The organism is Achromobacter sp. NPDC058515 (assembly GCF_042721735.1).
In the GTDB taxonomy this organism is placed as follows: domain Bacteria; phylum Pseudomonadota; class Gammaproteobacteria; order Burkholderiales; family Burkholderiaceae_B; genus Achromobacter.
In genome coordinates, this window is record NZ_JBHXNI010000002.1 from 403,158 (window position 1) to 419,933 (window position 16,776).

Here is a 16,776-nt window from a genome sequence, read left to right on the forward strand (position 1 = left end):
GGCTTTGGCGCCGGCGACACGCTCGATAACCCGAACCCGGCCCGGGCGCCGGGCGCGGTAGAATCCGCGCCATTACGACAACAACGGACTCCCTTTCCATGGCGATAACCGAACCCTCCCTGGCGTTCACCGCTGCGCTCATCCTGCTGGCCTACCTGATCGGCTCCGTGCCGTTCGCCGTGGTGGTCAGCAAGCTCATGGGACTGCAGGACCCCCGCAGCTACGGGTCCAAGAACCCGGGCGCCACCAATGTGCTGCGCACCGGCAACAAGACCGCCGCCGCGCTGACGCTGGCGGGCGATGCAGCCAAGGGATGGTTCGCGATCTGGCTGGCCGAAAAGCTGGCGCCGGGCATCCATCCCGTCGCCCTGGCGCTGGTCGCGCTGGCCGCCTTCGTGGGACACCTGTACCCGGTCTTCCTGGGCTTCAAGGGCGGCAAGGGCGTGGCGACCGCGCTGGGCGTGCTGGTGGCGATCCAGCCCTGGCTGGCCGTCGCCACGGCGGCCACCTGGCTCATCATCGCCGTCTTCTTCCGCTATTCCTCGCTGGCCTCGCTGGTCGCCGCATTCTTTGCCCCCGTGTACTACGTATTCGGCTCGGGCCTGGCCTGGCATGCCCAACCGCCCATGGGCGTGGCGCTGGCGGTCATCGGCGTGCTGCTGTTCTACCGGCATCGCGCCAACATCGCCCGCCTGATCCAGGGCACCGAAAGCCGCATCGGCGGCGCCAAGAAAAAATAAGTCAAGAAACAATGGGCGGCCTTGGAGCCGCCCGTTGCGTTTCAGGCGATATCCGCGAGATCCCAGCGCGGCTTCACGGTGAAGCTGTGCGCATCGGGATCGAGCGTCGCCAGGCCCGCCTTGACCCGTTCCGAGGCCGCAAAGGCGATCATGGCGCCGTTATCGGTGCACAGCTCAAGCGGCGGGAAATAGGCCTGGGCCTTCAGGGGCTTGAGCGCGGCGTCCAGTTTGGCGCGCAGCAGCTGGTTCGCGCCCACGCCGCCCGCCACCACCAGCCGGCGCAGGCCGGTCTGTTTCAGCGCGCGGATGGCCTTGGCCGCCAGCACGTCCACGATGGCGCCCTGGGTGGCCGCGGCAAGGTCCGCGCGGGTCTGGTCATCGAGCCCGCCCTCCCGCTCCGCCGCCTTGACGCGGGTCAGCACGGCGGTTTTCAAGCCGCTGAAGCTGAAATCCAGGTCCCCGCTGTGCAGCATGGGCCGGGGCAGCTCGAAGCGCGAGGCGTCGCCGCTGGCGGCCAGCCTGGCCAGCGCCGGGCCGCCGGGGTAGCCCAGTCCCATCAGCTTGGCGGATTTGTCGAAGGCTTCGCCGGCGGCGTCATCCAGCGTTTCGCCCAGCAATTCGTAGCGGCCCACGCCGTCCACGCGCATCAGCTGCGTGTGGCCGCCGGACACCAGCAGGGCGATGAAGGGAAAGTCCGGCCGCGGATCGGCCAGCATCGGCGACAGCAGGTGCCCTTCCAGGTGGTGGATGCCGATGGCGGGCAGATGCCGGGACCAGGCGAACGACTGCGCCACGCTGGCGCCGACCAGCAAGGCGCCGGCCAGGCCCGGACCCGCCGTATAGGCCACCGCGCCGATGTCGGACATCTGCAGGCCGGCCTCTTCGAGCACTTGGCGGGTCAGGGGAACGATACGGCGGATATGGTCGCGCGACGCGAGTTCGGGCACCACGCCCCCATATTCCTGGTGCATGGCGATCTGGGTGTGCAGCGCATGCGCGAGCAGACCCCGTTCCGTACAAACGGCTGCGACACCGGTTTCGTCGCAGGAGCTTTCAAAGCCGAGAATAATCATGGCGGCAGAGTTTACAACTGATGCGAAAATACGCCTGTTTCTGAAATGCGGGGAGCCATCCGGGCCCCTCCTGCAACAACCTGCAAGCCTGCAAACATAATGGGGACTCGAATGCTGGAGAAGCTATTCAAGCTGCGTGAACACGGGACGACCGCGCGAACAGAAATCGTAGCCGGCCTGACGACATTCCTGACGATGTCGTACATCATCTTCGTCAACCCGGACATCCTGTCGTCGACAGGCATGGACCGCGACGCCGTGTTCGTAGCGACCTGCCTGGCCGCCGCCCTGGGTTCCCTGGTGATGGCGCTGATCGCCAACTGGCCCATCGGCATGGCGCCCGGCATGGGCCTGAACGCCTTCTTCGCCTTCACCGTGGTCAAGACCATGGGCTACACCTGGGAGCAGGCGCTGGGCGCCGTGTTCATCTCGGGCGTCATCTTCCTGTTCCTGACGATCTCCGGCATCCGGGTCTGGCTGGTCAAGGGCATTCCGCATTCGCTGCGCAGCGCCATTGCCGCGGGCATCGGGCTGTTCCTCGCCATTATCGCGCTATCCAGCGCGGGCATTGTCGTCGCGCACCCGGCCACCAAGGTGACGCTGGGCAACCTCACTTCGCACGGCCCGCTCTTTGCCATCCTGGGCTTCTTCATCATCGCGTCGCTGGACGCGCTGCGCGTGCGCGGCGCGATCCTGATCGGCATCATCGTCGTCACCGTGCTGTCGATGGCGCTGGGCTACAACGAGTTCAAGGGGATTTTCTCGGCGCCCCCCAGCCTGTCGCCCACGCTGTTCAAGCTGGACATCCTGGGCGCGCTGCACACCGGCTTCGTCCATGTGATCCTGGTGTTCGTGCTGGTCGAGGTCTTCGACGCCACCGGGACCCTGGTCGGCGTGGCCAAGCGCGCCGGCCTGGTGCCCGAAGACCGCCCCAACCGCCTGGGCCGCGCGCTGTTTGCCGACAGCACCGCCATCGTCGCCGGTTCGATGCTGGGCACCAGCAGCACCACGGCCTATGTCGAAAGCGCATCGGGCGTGCAGGCCGGCGGCCGCACCGGCATGACCGCGCTGGTCGTGGCCCTGCTGTTCCTGGCCGCGCTGTTCATCTCGCCGCTGGCCGGCGCCGTGCCTGCCTACGCCACGGCGCCCGCCCTGCTCTACGTGGCCGGGCTGATGATGCGCGAACTGATCGACATCGACTGGAACGACGTCTGCGAAGCCACGCCGGCCGCGCTGACCGCGCTGATCATGCCGTTCACCTACTCGATCGCCAACGGCATCGCCTTCGGCTTCATCAGCTACGTCGTGCTCAAGACCGCCACGGGCAAGGCCCGCGACGTGCATCCGGCCACGTGGCTGGTGGCCGTGCTGTTCGTCGTGCGCTACGCGTTCTTCCCGGAATAGCGCGCCGGTTCGCGCAGCAAAGCCGCCGAGGGCCCGGGCCCCGGCGGCTTTTTCATTGCGCCGTCCACACCGCCAGTTCGTAGCCGTCCGGATCCAGGAAATGAAAACGGCTGCCGCCGGGAAACGTAAACACCTCGCGGCTGATCCGCCCGCCCGCCGCCGTCACGCGCTGCTGGACGGCGGCCAGATCGTCGCCATACAGAATCACCAGGGGGCCGCCGGGCCGCACCTCTTCGCCCGTGGTGAAGCCTCCGGTCAGGCGGCCGTCGGTGAACTCGCAGTAGGTGGGGCCGTAGTCCGTGAAGGTCCAGGCGAAGACCTGGCCGTAGAACTGCTTGCTGCGCGCGATGTCCGCAACGTTGAACTCGATGTTGTCGATCTGATTGTGCTTGCCTCGGGTGCCCATGGGTGTCTCCAGTCCGGCGAAAAACAAGGGGAAACGGAATGATCCCGCATTCCCCGCCCTGCCGTCTTGAACAAAACGGCCATTCAGCCCTGGAGCCGCAACCGCAGCGCGGCGGGCGTCATGCCGCACAGCGCCTGCACTTCCCGGGTCAGGTGGGCCTGGTCCGCGTAGTGCGCGGCCGCGGCCAGCGCCGCCAGGCCCGCGGCGGGCGACTGGCGCGCCAGGGCCAGGAAATATTGCAGGCGCATGATGCGTTCAAGTGTCTTCGCGCCATAGCCAAAATGCGCGTGGCTCAAGCGGCGCAGGCTGCGCTCGCTCATCTCCAGCCCGTCGCGTATCCGCGCCGTCAGCGCGGCCTCGGCGCCCGGTTCGGAGCACAGGCGGAACAGTTCGGCGGCGCGGGCATCCGGCGGCTCGACGTCCGCATGGGCCAGCGCCAGCCCTTCCTGGAAGACGCGCTGCTGGTCGCGGGCGGAGCCGGCGTCCTGCATGCGGCGTTCAAAGCCGCGCGCCCGCGGGCCCCACAGGTCTTCCAGGGCGACCTCGCGCCCCACGAGCTCCGACATGGGCGCGCCCAGGCAGGCCTGGGCCGCGCCGGCGCGAAAGCGCGCGCCCAGCACGCGGGCGCCCGGCGCGAGCACCGGATGCGCCGCGGTCACGTCGGGTCCGACCACTCGCAAGGCGCCGTCGCGCCACAGCACATCCACGCAACCGTCCGGCAGCACGGCCACGTCGGCGGTCTGCCCCGCCGCCAGCTCGCTGGTCCATACGCATTGGAAATGCCGCCGCAAGCCGGCGGCGGGCAGTGTTTCGCGATAGCGGCCCGCCGCGCCCGCGATGGCGGGCGCGGCGCTGGCGTCTTCGGAGCAATGGGTGCGCCGGGTCATGGAGTCTCCTTGGGCCGCGCCGTTGCGCGCACTATAGCAACCCGCCCGACCGCATGGTTGCTGGCTGGCGAGGTTGAATTCACCGATACACTCCCCATGTATATCAGTATATGGAGTCCACCTTGCGCCTTTCCCGCCTGATCCCTGCGCTGCCCGCCTGTGCCGCAGCAACCCCGGAGGCGCGCGCATGAGCGCCCTCGCCCGCATCCCCTTTTCCGTGCTGGACCTGGCCCCGATTGTGCAGGGCCGCGATGCCGCCGACGCGTTCCGCAATACGGTCGCCGTGGCGCAGCATGTCGAACGGCTCGGCTACAACCGCTTCTGGCTGGCCGAGCACCACAACATCAACGGCGTGGCCAGCAGCGCCACGGCTGTGCTGATCGGACACGTGGCGGGCCATACCCGCAGCCTGCGCGTCGGCTCGGGCGGCATCATGCTGCCCAACCACGCGCCGCTGATCATCGCCGAACAATTCGGCACGCTGGAAACCTTGTACCCCGGCCGCATCGACCTGGGCCTGGGCCGCGCGCCCGGCAGCGACGGCGCCACGCAGCACGCCCTGCGCCGCAGTCCCCGCAGCGGCCTGGAGTTCCCGGCGCTGGTCGAGGAATTGCGCGGTTTCCTGGCGCCCTCGCGTCCCGGGCAGCCTGTGCGCGCCATTCCCGGCGAAGGGCTGGACGTTCCGATCTGGCTGCTGGGGTCCAGCGATTTCAGCGCGCGCATGGCCGCCGAACTGGGCCTGCCATTCTCGTTCGCCGGCCATTTTTCGCCCGAAGGCATGGCCGCGATGCGCCTGTACCGCCATCTGTTCAAGCCCTCTGCAACATTGTCACGCCCCTACTCCATGATCGGCGTGCCGGTCATCGCGGCGGAATCGGACGAGGCCGCCCGGTTCCAGGCCACCACCCAGCAATTGAAATTCCTGTCGCTGGTGCGGGGCAACCGCCTGCAATTGCAGCCGCCCGTGGAAAGCATGAACGGCTTGTGGAACGAATGGGAGCGCGAAGCGGTCAATCAAAGACTGGGCGCCGCCATCGTGGGCGGGCCGGACACCGTCAAGCGCGAACTGGAAGCCCTGGTCGCGGAGACGGAGGCCGACGAGGTCATGATCGTGTCCGACTTCTACGATATCTCGGACCGGCTGCGCTCCTTCGAGATCGTCGCGTCGCTGAAGAACGGCGCGGGCGTCTCCACAAAAACGGCGGCCTGAGGGCCGCGGCCTGCGCTCTTCAAAGCGCCAACCATTGCGACGCGGCCTTGACCGGCTCTACTATTGCTTATCAGGCACTTGGCAATCACGCGTCGCCGAATCAGGCCCGGGACAGGCACCCCCAGGTCTTTGACACCGCTTTTTACGCCGCCCGCACGGCAAGGATTCAAAATGAGTATTGTTGAACTCACCAAAGACAGTTTCCAGGACGCCATCACGCCTGACGGCACCCTGATCGTCGACTTCTGGGCGCCCTGGTGCGGCCCGTGCCGCGGCTTTGCGCCCGTGTTCGAGCAAGCCGCCACCGAGCATCCCGACGTCACATTCGCCAAGGTCAATACCGACGTGGAACAGGAACTGGCCGGCGCGCTGGGCATCCGCTCGATCCCGACGCTGATGGTCTTCCGCGAAAAGGTCCTGTTGTTCTCGCAACCCGGCGCCTTGTCGGGCGGCCAGCTCAACGAGCTGCTTGCCAAGATCAAGGAAGTGGACATGGAGAAAGTCCACCAGGAAATCGCCGCGGCGCAAGACAGCCAGGACGCATAAACAAGCAAGGGGCCCGGAACCGGGCCCCTTCCTTTTGCGGGCTCGCCGTGGCCCCTGCGCGTCTTACGACATCACTTCCCAGGCCGACCGTCCGCGCGTGATGTTGGCCACCGTGACCTCCAGGTCGCCGATCGCCGTGCGCGGCACGGTGAAGCAGAGCGCCACGCCGTCTTCATTGAAGTCTTCCTGCTGGATCGCCGCGCCCGCCTGCGCCAGCCGCGACTTCAGCAGCGCAAGCTCGGCGAACCCGCAGCCGCAGCGGATGGTCGCCAGGTCCACGATCTCGGTTCGCTCGGCCAGGCGCAGGCAATTGGCCGCGCAGCCGCCGTAGGCGCGCACCAGTCCGCCCGCACCCAGCTTCACGCCCCCGTACCAGCGCACCACCAGCACCGCCACGCGATCCATGTCCTGCCCTTCTATCGCTTGCAGGATGGGCCGGCCGGCGGTGCCGCCGGGCTCGCCGTCGTCATTGAAACGGTATTCCTGGCCGATGCGGTAGGCCCAGCAGTTGTGGGTGGCCTCGGGGTCTCCGCGCTCGGCGAAGAAACGCATGGCGTCGTCGACGCTGGACACGGGCGCGGCATGCGCGACAAAGCGGCTCTTCTTGATGTCTTCCTGATACGAGCAGGCAGCGGTCAACGTGTGCGTCATGCCCGGCATTGTAAGTGCTGGCGCGGACCCGCTTGCGCCCTAGCCGTGGCAGTCTGGCACTTCCTGGTCGAGGTAGACGTCGAAGGCCACGTCGCGCGCCCACTTGGTTGCCATGGCCTTCCAGGCGCCCGCCCGGTCCCAGGTGCGCATTTCCTGGCCCAGCCAGGCACGGGAGGCCTGGTCGCCTGCTGCCAGCAGCCACACGCGTTCATGCCTGGCGCCGTCGGCGGCAAGCGTGGAGGAGAACTTCTTCCATTCCGGAAAGCGCACCAGCGGCTCCCATGCGGCGTCGTCCACCAGCCCGATATCGCAGGCGCCTTCGCGCACCGCGACCAGCGCGTCGGATGGCACGCGATAGGTGCGCACGATGGCGCCCCAGCTCTGCGCGAGCGCCCGCGCCGCCGTGGCGGCCTCGGCCATGCAGACGCTGCGGCCGCGGACGTCGGCTGCCTGGCGCAAGCGTGTGTCGCTGCGGATCACCGCCTTGGGCCGCGCGGCATAGCCCGTGGGCTGCACCGCTACCGCCTCTGGCTGGCCGCCGGCGCGATCGGCCAGCACCAGATCAACTCGGCCCGCGGCCAGCGCGGACGCGGCCTCCCCGGACGGCAACTGCACCAGGCGGATGGGCAGGCCCAGGCTCGCGCCCAGCCTTTCGGCGATGGCCGCATCCAGGCCCTCCGGCGTGCGGATCTTGGCGCCGGCCACGGGCGGCGGCGCCAGATACGGCACGCCCACCACCAGTTCGCCTCGCGTCCGCGCCGCCGGGAACGGGTCCGCCTGCGCGTGGCCGATGCCGCCCGCCATCAGGCAGGCGGCGAGGACGAAGAGGCGGACGCGGCGAATCATGCGGGACTCCGTGGCCTCAGACGTACTGATAGCGCAGCAGGCGGTGCTTGAGGTTTTCAAGCACGAACTGGTCGATCAGCGCGGCCAGCACGGCGATGACCAGGATGTTGGTCATGACGCCCGTCATGTCGGCGATCTCGCCGGAATAGGCAAGCGAACGACCCAGGCCCTTGCCGAAGCCGATCAGCATTTCCGCCGAGATCAGCGCGCGCCACGCATTGCCGAACGCAAGCTGCGCGCCGGTGATGAGTTCGGGCATGACGGCGGGCAGGTACACCCGCTTGACCAGCCCCCAGCGCGTGGCGCCCATGACCCGCGCCGCGGACACGTGCACGCGCTGCACGGACTCGGTGGCGTTCATCACGCTGAGCGCGGCCGGGAAGAACGCCGACAGCGCCACCACCACGATGATGGGCGTATTGCCGAACCCCATCACGATGAGGAACAGCGGCACCCAGGCGATGGACGGAATCGATTGCAGGATGACGATGGCGCTGCGCAGCACTTCGCGAAAGAAGAACAGCACGGCGGCCACCAGCCCGAAGCCGATGCCGGCCGCCAGCGCCAGGCCGTAGCCCGCGCCCAGCCGGCCCAGGGTGCCCATCAGGCTCTGGTGGAACGATTGCTTGCCCAGGTCCTCGAACAGGCGCTGGACCACGGCCGGCACGCCCGGCATCAGGAAGTCGGGCAGCGCGAACGCCGCCAGTTGCCACAACGCCAGGATGAACAGGACGCCCAAAACGCCCGCGAAGTGCTTGCGGGCGCCGGTGACTCGTGTAGATGCGCTCAAAGCTTGCGAGCCTCTTGCCAGGACAGGTCGACAATGCTGGACACGTCGTACGGCTTGCCGTCGCGCGTCTTCAGCGAACCTTGGGCCTGCAGGATGTCAGCGATTTCCTGCATGCGGGCCGTGTCCTTTGCCGTCAGCTTGGGCGTGAACACCTGCGTGCCGATGGCTTCGGCGATGACCGTTTCGCGCGGGAGTTCGCCGCGGGTCAGGGTCTTGAGCGTGGGCTCGGCGATGAAGTAGGAGGCGATCAGCTTGGAAGCCTGCGCGGGTTCTTTCTGGAGCAGCGCGATGGCCTGGTTCTGGGCGTCCAGCGCCTTCCAGACATCGTCCTTGCGCTTGGCCAGCGTCTCGCCCGAGGTGATCACCACCATGCACGGGAACGGCCACGCCTGGCCCACTTCATAGATCTGCTTGACCGGCGCGACCAGCTGCGCGATGCGGTCGTAGGGCTCGAACAGGAAGGCCGCGTCCACGCGCTTGCCCACCAGCGACTGCACGGCCACCGCCGGGCTCACGCCCATGACGTTGACGTCGTCGGCGCCGAGGTTGCCCTGCTTGAGCACCACGCCCTTCAGCACCACGTCGGCGGTGCTGCCTTCGGCCTGCGAGGCCAGCGTCTTGCCCTTGAGGCCCGCGATGTCCTTGATGCCCGAGTCCTCGCGCACGATCAGCGAGTGGTAGCCCTGCTGCGCGCCGCCCACCACCTTCAGGTCCGCGCCCTTGGAGGCCCAGGCCACGGCGTTGGTGAAGCCCAGCACGCCGATGTCCAGTTGTCCGCCGACGATCGCCTTGATCAGGTCGGTGCCCGACTTGAACTCGATCAGCTCGGAATCCAGGCCGGCGTTCTTGTAGAAGCCGCCCTCTTGCGCAACGATCGCCTGCGCGTCGTCCATCACGCGAAGATAGCCCACGCGGAATTTCTCGGCCGCCATCGCGGGGGCAGCCGCCAGCAGCGCCGCGGCCAGCGGCAGGGACAGCCATTGCTTCAATTTCATCAGGAGCTCCAGGGAATTCAGGGATAGGCCGCGCCGGGGCGCAGCCGGGGTATTCAAGGAATGGGGATCAGGCGGCCAGGGCCAGGTCCGCGTGCGCGCCGTCGACCCCGATGCCCAGCAAGCGCAGGATCTCGCGCTTTTCAGCGGCCAGGTCCGAGAGGTCGTGGGTCTTTACGCGGTGGGCCAGATTGAATTCGCGCAGCACGCGGGCGGGCCGCGGGCTGAAGACGACGATGCGGTCGGCCAGGAACAGGGCTTCGTCCACGTCGTGGGTCACCAGCAGCACGGTGGGCTTTTCCTGCGCGATCAGCTGGCGCAGCACGTCCTGCAGGCTCAGGCGGGTCAGCGCGTCGAGCGCGCCGAAGGGCTCGTCCATCAGCATGGTCTGGGGCTGCGCGATGAACGCGCGCGCAAGCGCCGCGCGCTGGCGCATGCCGCCGGACACCTGATGGGGGTAATAGTGCTCGAATCCCGCCAGGCTGACGCGGGCCAGCCATTCGCGGGCGGCCTCTCGGGCGCGCTTCTTGGGCGTGTTCTGGAATTCCAGCGCCAGCGCCACGTTGTCTTCCAGCGTCAGCCAGGGGTACAGCGCGTGTTCCTGGAACACCAGCGTGCGGCTGGGATGCGGGCCGGCGATAGCGCGGCCGTCGGCCTGCACGCTGCCCTGCGTCGGGTGTTCCAGCCCCGCCGCCAGATGCAGCAGGGTGGACTTGCCGCAGCCGGACGGGCCCACCAGCGCGACCAGTTCCCCGGTCTTGATTTCACTGGTGAAGCCATCCACGACGGGCAGGTCGCCGAAGTGTTTGTGGACGTGGTCGAAGGTCAGGTTCATGGAACGAATCGTGGGCGCGCGTGAAAACGAGCCTCAAATCTAACAATTCGTTATATGAATCCAAACAATCAATATCGAATGTCTTTACTTCTTTTGGTAATAACAATCACGCGGCTGGGGCGGCGGCCTGCTGCCGGGTCGCGTGGCGCTGCAATCCGAATGCGATCATGAACCCCGCCAGCACGGACAGCGAGGCCGCCAGGAAAATGGCCGGATAGCCGAACCCGCTTGAGATATAGCCCGCAATCGGGCCCGTCACGCCCAGCGCGAGGTCCAGGAAGGCCGAGTACGCGCCTAGCGCCGCCCCGCGGCTGCCGGCCGGCACGCGCGCCACCGCCTCGACGCCGATGGCGGGGAAAATCAGGGCGAATCCGCAGCCGGTCAATGCCGCGCCCAGCAGCGCGGCGCCGGGATTGGGCGCCAGCCACAACAGCAGCAGGCCCGCGGCTTCCACCAGGAAGGACACCTGCGCCACCCGGAACCCGCCAAAGCGCGTGATGGTGCCGGCAAACAGCAGGCGCACGCCGATGAACGCGCTGCCGAAAGCGCTGAGCGCGTGCGCCGCCCCCTCCCAGGAAAAGCTGGCGTAGTACAGCGCCACGAAGGCGGCCAGCGTGCCGAAGCCGACCGAGCCCAGGCCCAGCGCCATGCCATGCGGGAAGACGCGCAGCACCACGCTCTTGAACGCCATGCGGTGGCCGCCCACGATCGCCACCGCCGCCCGCGAAATCGCCAGGCCCAGCCCGGCGAGCCCCAGCAGCAGCACCGCGCCGCCCAGCGCGCCCATGCTCCATTGCGTTTCCAGGTACACGCCCAGGGGCGCGCCCAGCGCCAGCCCGCCGTAGGTGCAGATGCCGTTCCAGGAAATGACGCGCGCCGTGTGCAGCGGCCCCACCCGGGCGATGGCCCAGGTCGCCGACCCTGTCCCGACCCAGCTTTCGCCAAAGCCCAGCGCCAGGCGGCTGACGATGATGGCCGTCAGGCTGAGCCAGGCGCTGCGTTCGAACGCGTAGGCCAGCAGCAGGAAGACCCCGCTGGCCGCGCAGGCCGCCATGCCGATCACGACCGTCTGCTTGGGGCCCACCGTGTCGGCCATGCGCCCGGCGTGGGAGCGGCTGAGCAAGGTGGCGACGTACTGCACGCTGATCGCCAGGCCCGCGAGGACGGACCCGTAGCCCAGCTTGTCGTGCACGTAGCCGGGCAGCACGGCCAGCGGCAGGCCGATGGCCAGATAGCAGATGAAGGTGAAAAAGGCGATGGCAACGATGCGGAGCGTCAGCGTGAACGTGCCGATCTGCGCGCCATCGGGCGCGGTATGCGAAGAGGGAGACATGGGGAGCGTAGCGATGCCTGGCCGGACAGCGGCCAGGGTTTACCCGGATGATAGCCCGGCGAAGATTGCGGCAGGCTGAACGCCCGGCGCGCAAAGCGCAAAAGCAAAACGGCGCACCCGCAGGTGCGCCGCCAGGGGGCAAATCAGGCCTGTCAGGCCTCGATGCCGCGCGAGGACAGGTAGTCTTCGTAGCCGCCGCGGTAGTCGATGATCTCGCCCGAGGGCAGGATTTCGATCACGCGCGTGGCCAGGCCCGACACGAATTCGCGGTCATGGGAGACGAACACCAGCGTGCCTTCGTACTTTTCCAGCGCGAACTGCAGCGACTCGATCGATTCCATGTCCAGGTGGTTGGTGGGCTCGTCGAGCAGCATGACATTGTGCCGGCCGAGCATCAGGCGGCCGAAGGTCATGCGGTTCTTTTCGCCGCCCGACAGCACCTTGGGCGCCTTGGGCAGGTCGTCCGCCGAGAACAGCAGGCGGCCCAGCACCGAACGAATGGACTGGTCGTCGTCGCCCGGCTGGCGATGGTCGCCCATCCAGTCTAGCAGGTTGATGTCGGTTTGCAGGAACTGGTCGGAGACGTCCTGGGCCATGTAGCCCAGGTCGGCGTTCTCGGACCACTTCACGGAGCCCGAATCGGGCTGCAGTTCGGTGGCCAGCAGGCGCAGCAGCGTCGTCTTGCCCACGCCGTTCGCGCCGATGATGGCGATCTTTTCGCCGGCGTCGACCATGGCCGAGAACTTGGTGATCACGGGCGCGTCGTAGGCCTTGGTCAGGTTCTCGACGGTGACGGCCAGGCGGTGCATGACCTTGCTCTGCTCGAAGCGGATGTACGGGTTCTGGCGCGACGAGGGCTTGACCACGACCTGGTCGGCCTTGATGCGGTCGATCTGCTTCAGGCGCGAGGTGGCCTGGCGCGACTTGGACTTGTTGGCCGCAAAGCGGCGCACGAAGTCCTGCAGCTCGGCGACCCGTTCCTTGGCCTTGGCGTTGTTGGACACCAGGCGTTCGCGGGCCTGGGTGGAGGCCAGCATGTAGTCGTCGTAGTTGCCCGCGTAGATGCGGATCTCGCCGTAGTCCACGTCGGCCATGTGCGTGCACACCTGGTTCAGGAAGTGGCGGTCATGGCTGATGATGATCATCGTGCTCTGGTAGCTGTTGAGCACGTTTTCCAGCCAGCGGATCGTGTTGATGTCCAGGTTGTTGGTGGGCTCGTCCAGCAGCAGGACGTCGGGGTTCGAGAACAGCGCCTGCGCCAGCAGCACGCGCAGCTTCCAGCCCGGCGCCACTTCGCGCATGGGCAGGTTGTGCTGGTCCACGGCGATTTCCAGGCCCAGCAGCAGTTCGCCCGCGCGGGCTTCGGCGGTGTAGCCGTCGTACTCGGCGAATTTGGCCTCGAGGTCGGCCGCGCGCATGTAGTCGTCTTCGGTGGCTTCCGGATTGGCGTAGATGGCGTCGCGCTCGGACATGGCGGCCCACATCTCGGTGTGGCCCATCATGACGACGTCCAGCACGCGCAGGTCTTCAAACGCGAACTGGTCCTGGCGCAGCTTGCCCAGGCGCACGCCCGGCTCGAGCGACACGTTGCCGCCGGAGGCTTCGAGGTCGCCGCCGATGATCTTCATGAACGTAGACTTGCCGGACCCATTGGCCCCGATCAGCCCGTAGCGGTTGCCTTCCCCGAACTTGACGCTGACGTTCTCAAAAAGGGGCTTGGGACCGAACTGGATGGTGAGATTGGCTGTGGATATCACGGTGTATTTGCGTTTGAAGGCGTCCGAAGACGCATGCGAGGAAACCCGATAGTGTAGCAAAAGGGGCTGCGGCCCCTATTTCAAGGCGCCTGACACGTCTCTGTTGCAAGGTGTTCAAGGTGTCTGACACCCCTGGAGCGTCGCCTCGGTTTGGAGGCAGCCTCACGCGGGTGTCAGACACCTTGAACACCTGGACACCTGGACACCTGGGCCACCTGGGCCCGGCGCCACAGGCCAACGGCAGCGATCAGTAGTGGTGCTCGTCCAGCACCAGATGCGCCAGCCCGTCCTCGGTGGCGATGCCCACCTTCTGCCCGATCGGCAAGGTGGCCTTGGTGGCCACATGCCCGTAAGGCAGGCCGGTGATGACCGGCACCTTCACGGTCTTGCGCAGCCAGGCCACGACTTCGTGCAGGTCGTAGCCCTTGTCGTGCGGCGCCAGCTTGTAGTCCGAGAACCGGCCCAGCACAATAGCCTTCTGCTTTGCCAGGATTCCGGCCTGCCAGAGCTGGATCAGCATGCGTTCGATGCGGTAGGGATGTTCGGCCACGTCTTCCAGGAACAGGATGCCGCCGCGGATCTTGGGCATGTAGGGCGTGCCCAGCAGGGACGTCACCATGGCCAGGTTGCCGCCCCACAGGATGCCGCGGGCGTCGACGGGGTCGGCGTCCTGGGTTTCGAAGCTGAGGATCTCCAGTTCGCCGCGCATGACTTCGCCAAACAGGGCCTCGGTCAGGTCGTCGACCTTCTTGCCGCCGAAGTCATAGACAGCGGAGGCGCCGGTGTAGCTGACTGCGCCGGTCTGCGCCAGCAGGCCCAGGTTGAAGGCGGTGAAGTCGCTCATGCCCACAAACCGCTTGCCGCTGTCGGCCATGGCCTTCCAGTCGATGGCCGACAGCAGCCGGCCCATGCCGTAGCCGCCGCGCGTCACCATGACGATGGGCAGTTTCTGCTTGGCCGCGCGCGTGAGGCTGGCCAGGCGCTGCGCGTCGGTGCCGGCAAAGCGCTGGTGTTCCGCGTAGGCCGTGCGGTCGACGGCGGTCTTGAAGCCCTGCTGCTGCAGCCGCTCGCGCGCCAGTTCGACGGCGGCGGGATCGCGGACGGCGGACGACGGCGAGATCAGGTAGATGCCTCGCGCATCCGGCACGGCGTGGCTGTGGCCATGGTCGTGGCCGCAGTCCTCGCCGCATTCGTGGCCTTCATGGCCGTGATCGTGGCCGCGGTCAGCCGGCGTCTTGGCGTTGCGCGCCTTGGCGCCTTTGGGGTTGCTCATGCTATGGATTCCTTGGCGCGGCGCTCGCGGAAGAACCGGCGCAGCAGTTCGCCGCAAGGTTCGGCCAGCACGCCGCCGGTGACTGACGTGTGATGATTGAGTTTGGGGACCGAACCGATGTCCAGCACGCTGCCGCAGGCCCCCGTCTTGGGGTCGTAGGCGCCGAACACGACGCGGGCCAGCCGGGCGTGCAGCATGGCGCCGATGCACATGACGCAAGGCTCCAGGGTCACATAGACGGTGATGCCCGGCAGCCGGTAGTTTTCAAGCTGGCGCGCGGCGCTGCGCAGCGCGACGATCTCGGCGTGCGCGGTCGGGTCGTGGTCGATGATGGTGCGGTTGAAGCCGCGCCCGAGGATGTCGCCCTGGGCGGACACCACCAGCGCGCCCACCGGCACTTCGCCGATGTCGTAGGCGGCCTGGGCCTCTTGCAGCGCCAGGGCGATGTAGCGGGCGTCCTGCTCGGTCCAGGGCGGAACCGCCGCCATGGACGGCGGCTCAACCACGATACACCCGGGACTTCAGGGCGATGCGGCCGGCCAGGCTGGTCACGGCTTCTTCCAGCCATTGGTAGAGCTCGGCCTCTTCGTCGTAGCGGGCCTGGTTCAGGTTGGACACCCGGCCTTCTTCGATGAAGCCCCAGGCTCGGCTGCGCTTGTCGCGGTGCTTCGGGTCCCAGACGCCGAAGGCAAAGCCGCCGGCGCGCCGGATCAGGGAAAAGCACGGAATGTCGGTGTAGCCGTCGCCGACGAACACCATCTGGTCGAACGGCACGCGCAGGCGGTCTTCGGGCACCTTGCGGTTGACCTCAAAAGGCTTGCTGCGGAAGTCGCGCCCGATGATGCCCTTCTGGATGTGGAACAGATAGCGGGTCTTGTCGGTGAAGCTGACGATGCGGCGCGGGAACGCGATGCCGCCGTCTTCGCCGTAGACGAATTCGGAGGCCCAGATTTCGGTGAATTCGTGCGCGATGGGCGTGGACCGGACGACGTCGCCGATGCCGCTGGAGATCAGGTAGAACTCCAGTTGCACCTGCGGCTGCTCGGCGCGCACCGCGGCGCGCAGCCGCTGGAACAGCGTCGGCACGCCGTCGTGCAGTTCCAGCCGGGAGCCCCAGTCCTTCAGGCGCTCTTGCGTGATCAGGCCATGCCTGCCCGATTGGGAAAGCTGGATCATCTGGTAGAGGTAGGCGGGCACGGGGTCCCAATCCTGCTGAGACAGCAGCGGATCGACCTGGTCTTTCCAGAAGGACGCCGTGTCCACCCCGATGCTGTCCAGGAAACCGGACGTGCTGTCCGAGGCCAGCGTGTCGTCGAAGTCGAAAATCAGGGCAATGACGTCGGACATGAATATGCGTGAAAAAGGGCGACAGCCGCCATTTTGCCTGAATGTGGCTGCGGCCGCGCCCCTCTGCCCCGCTTTACTGGCGCACGGGCGCGGTCATCGTGCCCGTGCCCGGCGCGGGCGCCATCCCAGGCGCCATGCCCGGCGCGGCGCCGGTGGGCTGCACGCTGTCGGCCGGCACCTGGATCACGGTTTCACGCAGGACGCCGCCGCCCTGCACACTGCCGCGCACGTTCGTGGGCGAGGTCATCTGCGTCACGCAATTCTGGCGCTGCGCCTCGGGCTGCCGGTTGCAGCGGGCCAGCATGTTCTGCTGGAGCTGGTCCGGGTTGCCTTCCCTGAGGTTCTGGCGGCGGGCCTCCTGCAGCGCCGCGCCTGCTTCGCGCAAGCAGGTATCGCGGGACTGGTGGGTGGCGCCGCTCTTGCACGCGGCCACTTCCTGCTGGTAGCGGGCCTGCGCCGAGGCGTTGCTGGTCGCATCCGCCGCCTGGACCGCTCCCGCGGCCAGCATCAGGCCTGCCGCGCTAATCGATGCCGCAAGGCGCTTCGTGTGCATGGGTCGTGTATTCATGGTCAGCTCCTGAAAAAGAGATTGAACCTGAGCGGCGTGGCTGGTGGCCCGCGCCGCCCTCTGGCACCCAATATCCCACGATATGCGGTCGGGGACATGTCGAGCAACGTGAATTCGT

At 67.4% G+C, this 16,776-nt stretch carries 18 protein-coding genes; 4 read left to right on the top strand and 14 right to left on the bottom strand.

The window, feature by feature from the left end; genetic code table 11:
- Nucleotides 1-98 precede the first annotated feature (98 nt).
- Complete coding sequence (gene plsY, locus ACFWP0_RS05070) at nt 99-740, top strand: glycerol-3-phosphate 1-O-acyltransferase PlsY (protein ID WP_377840146.1); 642 nt, start codon at nt 99-101, stop codon at nt 738-740.
- A 41-nt stretch (nt 741-781) separates the two neighbouring features.
- Here plsY and tsaD read toward each other — a convergent pair whose 3' ends face one another.
- Nucleotides 782-1,813 (bottom strand): tRNA (adenosine(37)-N6)-threonylcarbamoyltransferase complex transferase subunit TsaD, encoded by a 1,032-nt coding sequence (tsaD, locus tag ACFWP0_RS05075; RefSeq protein ID WP_377840148.1) that lies wholly within the window; start codon nt 1,811-1,813, stop codon nt 782-784.
- 111 nt (nt 1,814-1,924) lie between these two features.
- Here tsaD and ACFWP0_RS05080 point away from each other — a divergent pair, with 111 nt between their 5' ends.
- Nucleotides 1,925-3,217: an NCS2 family permease gene (locus ACFWP0_RS05080; RefSeq protein WP_377840149.1), complete on the top strand. Its 1,293-nt coding sequence runs from the start codon at nt 1,925-1,927 to the stop codon at nt 3,215-3,217.
- Between the two features lie 52 nt (nt 3,218-3,269).
- Here ACFWP0_RS05080 and ACFWP0_RS05085 read toward each other — a convergent pair whose 3' ends face one another.
- The gene (locus ACFWP0_RS05085; RefSeq protein WP_377840151.1) at nt 3,270-3,623 is read right to left on the bottom strand and encodes a VOC family protein; all 354 of its coding nucleotides are present in this window, start codon (nt 3,621-3,623) and stop codon (nt 3,270-3,272) included.
- Nucleotides 3,624-3,706: 83 nt separating this feature from the next.
- Nucleotides 3,707-4,510 (bottom strand): DUF6597 domain-containing transcriptional factor, encoded by an 804-nt coding sequence (locus ACFWP0_RS05090; protein ID WP_377840153.1) that lies wholly within the window; start codon nt 4,508-4,510, stop codon nt 3,707-3,709.
- A 187-nt stretch (nt 4,511-4,697) separates the two neighbouring features.
- On the opposite strand from ACFWP0_RS05090, the gene ACFWP0_RS05095 reads away from it, so the two are divergent.
- Both ACFWP0_RS05095 and ACFWP0_RS05100 read left to right on the top strand, forming a co-directional pair.
- Nucleotides 4,698-5,720 (top strand): LLM class flavin-dependent oxidoreductase, encoded by a 1,023-nt coding sequence (locus tag ACFWP0_RS05095; protein ID WP_377840154.1) that lies wholly within the window; start codon nt 4,698-4,700, stop codon nt 5,718-5,720.
- Between the two features lie 171 nt (nt 5,721-5,891).
- A complete protein-coding gene (locus tag ACFWP0_RS05100) occupies nt 5,892-6,266 on the top strand; it encodes a thioredoxin family protein (protein WP_377840156.1) in 375 nt (124 codons plus the stop codon).
- A gap of 63 nt (nt 6,267-6,329) precedes the next feature.
- Here the strand turns inward: ACFWP0_RS05100 and ACFWP0_RS05105 are convergent, their stop codons facing one another.
- The 11 genes from ACFWP0_RS05105 to ACFWP0_RS05155 form a co-directional block, all read right to left on the bottom strand.
- Nucleotides 6,330-6,917 carry an IMPACT family protein gene (locus ACFWP0_RS05105; protein ID WP_377840158.1) on the bottom strand — a complete coding sequence of 196 codons (588 nt, stop codon included), beginning with the start codon at nt 6,915-6,917 and terminating at the stop codon, nt 6,330-6,332.
- Nucleotides 6,918-6,956: 39 nt separating this feature from the next.
- On the bottom strand, nt 6,957-7,763 hold the full coding sequence (locus tag ACFWP0_RS05110) for a transporter substrate-binding domain-containing protein (protein ID WP_377840160.1): 807 nt from the start codon (nt 7,761-7,763) through the stop codon (nt 6,957-6,959).
- A gap of 16 nt (nt 7,764-7,779) precedes the next feature.
- Complete coding sequence (locus tag ACFWP0_RS05115) at nt 7,780-8,553, bottom strand: ABC transporter permease (protein ID WP_377840162.1); 774 nt, start codon at nt 8,551-8,553, stop codon at nt 7,780-7,782.
- Nucleotides 8,550-9,548, bottom strand: coding sequence for an ABC transporter substrate-binding protein (locus ACFWP0_RS05120; RefSeq protein WP_377840164.1), 999 nt, complete (start codon nt 9,546-9,548; stop codon nt 8,550-8,552). Before ACFWP0_RS05120 ends, ACFWP0_RS05115 begins: the two co-directional genes overlap by 4 nt.
- Before the next feature lie 67 nt (nt 9,549-9,615).
- Nucleotides 9,616-10,380, bottom strand: coding sequence for an ABC transporter ATP-binding protein (locus ACFWP0_RS05125; protein ID WP_377840165.1), 765 nt, complete (start codon nt 10,378-10,380; stop codon nt 9,616-9,618).
- Between the two features lie 106 nt (nt 10,381-10,486).
- Nucleotides 10,487-11,713 carry an MFS transporter gene (locus ACFWP0_RS05130; protein ID WP_377840166.1) on the bottom strand — a complete coding sequence of 409 codons (1,227 nt, stop codon included), beginning with the start codon at nt 11,711-11,713 and terminating at the stop codon, nt 10,487-10,489.
- Between the two features lie 152 nt (nt 11,714-11,865).
- Nucleotides 11,866-13,470: an ABC-F family ATPase gene (locus tag ACFWP0_RS05135; protein WP_377840168.1), complete on the bottom strand. Its 1,605-nt coding sequence runs from the start codon at nt 13,468-13,470 to the stop codon at nt 11,866-11,868.
- Between the two features lie 247 nt (nt 13,471-13,717).
- The gene (locus tag ACFWP0_RS05140; RefSeq protein WP_377840170.1) at nt 13,718-14,743 is read right to left on the bottom strand and encodes an LD-carboxypeptidase; all 1,026 of its coding nucleotides are present in this window, start codon (nt 14,741-14,743) and stop codon (nt 13,718-13,720) included.
- Nucleotides 14,740-15,231 (bottom strand): tRNA adenosine(34) deaminase TadA, encoded by a 492-nt coding sequence (gene tadA, locus ACFWP0_RS05145; RefSeq protein WP_377840171.1) that lies wholly within the window; start codon nt 15,229-15,231, stop codon nt 14,740-14,742. The genes ACFWP0_RS05140 and tadA overlap by 4 nt, the downstream gene beginning before the upstream one ends.
- Nucleotides 15,232-15,241: 10 nt before the next feature.
- Complete coding sequence (locus ACFWP0_RS05150; protein ID WP_377840172.1) at nt 15,242-16,090, bottom strand: haloacid dehalogenase-like hydrolase; 849 nt, start codon at nt 16,088-16,090, stop codon at nt 15,242-15,244.
- Between the two features lie 73 nt (nt 16,091-16,163).
- Complete coding sequence (locus ACFWP0_RS05155; protein WP_377840174.1) at nt 16,164-16,658, bottom strand: hypothetical protein; 495 nt, start codon at nt 16,656-16,658, stop codon at nt 16,164-16,166.
- Between the last annotated feature and the right edge of the window lie 118 nt (nt 16,659-16,776).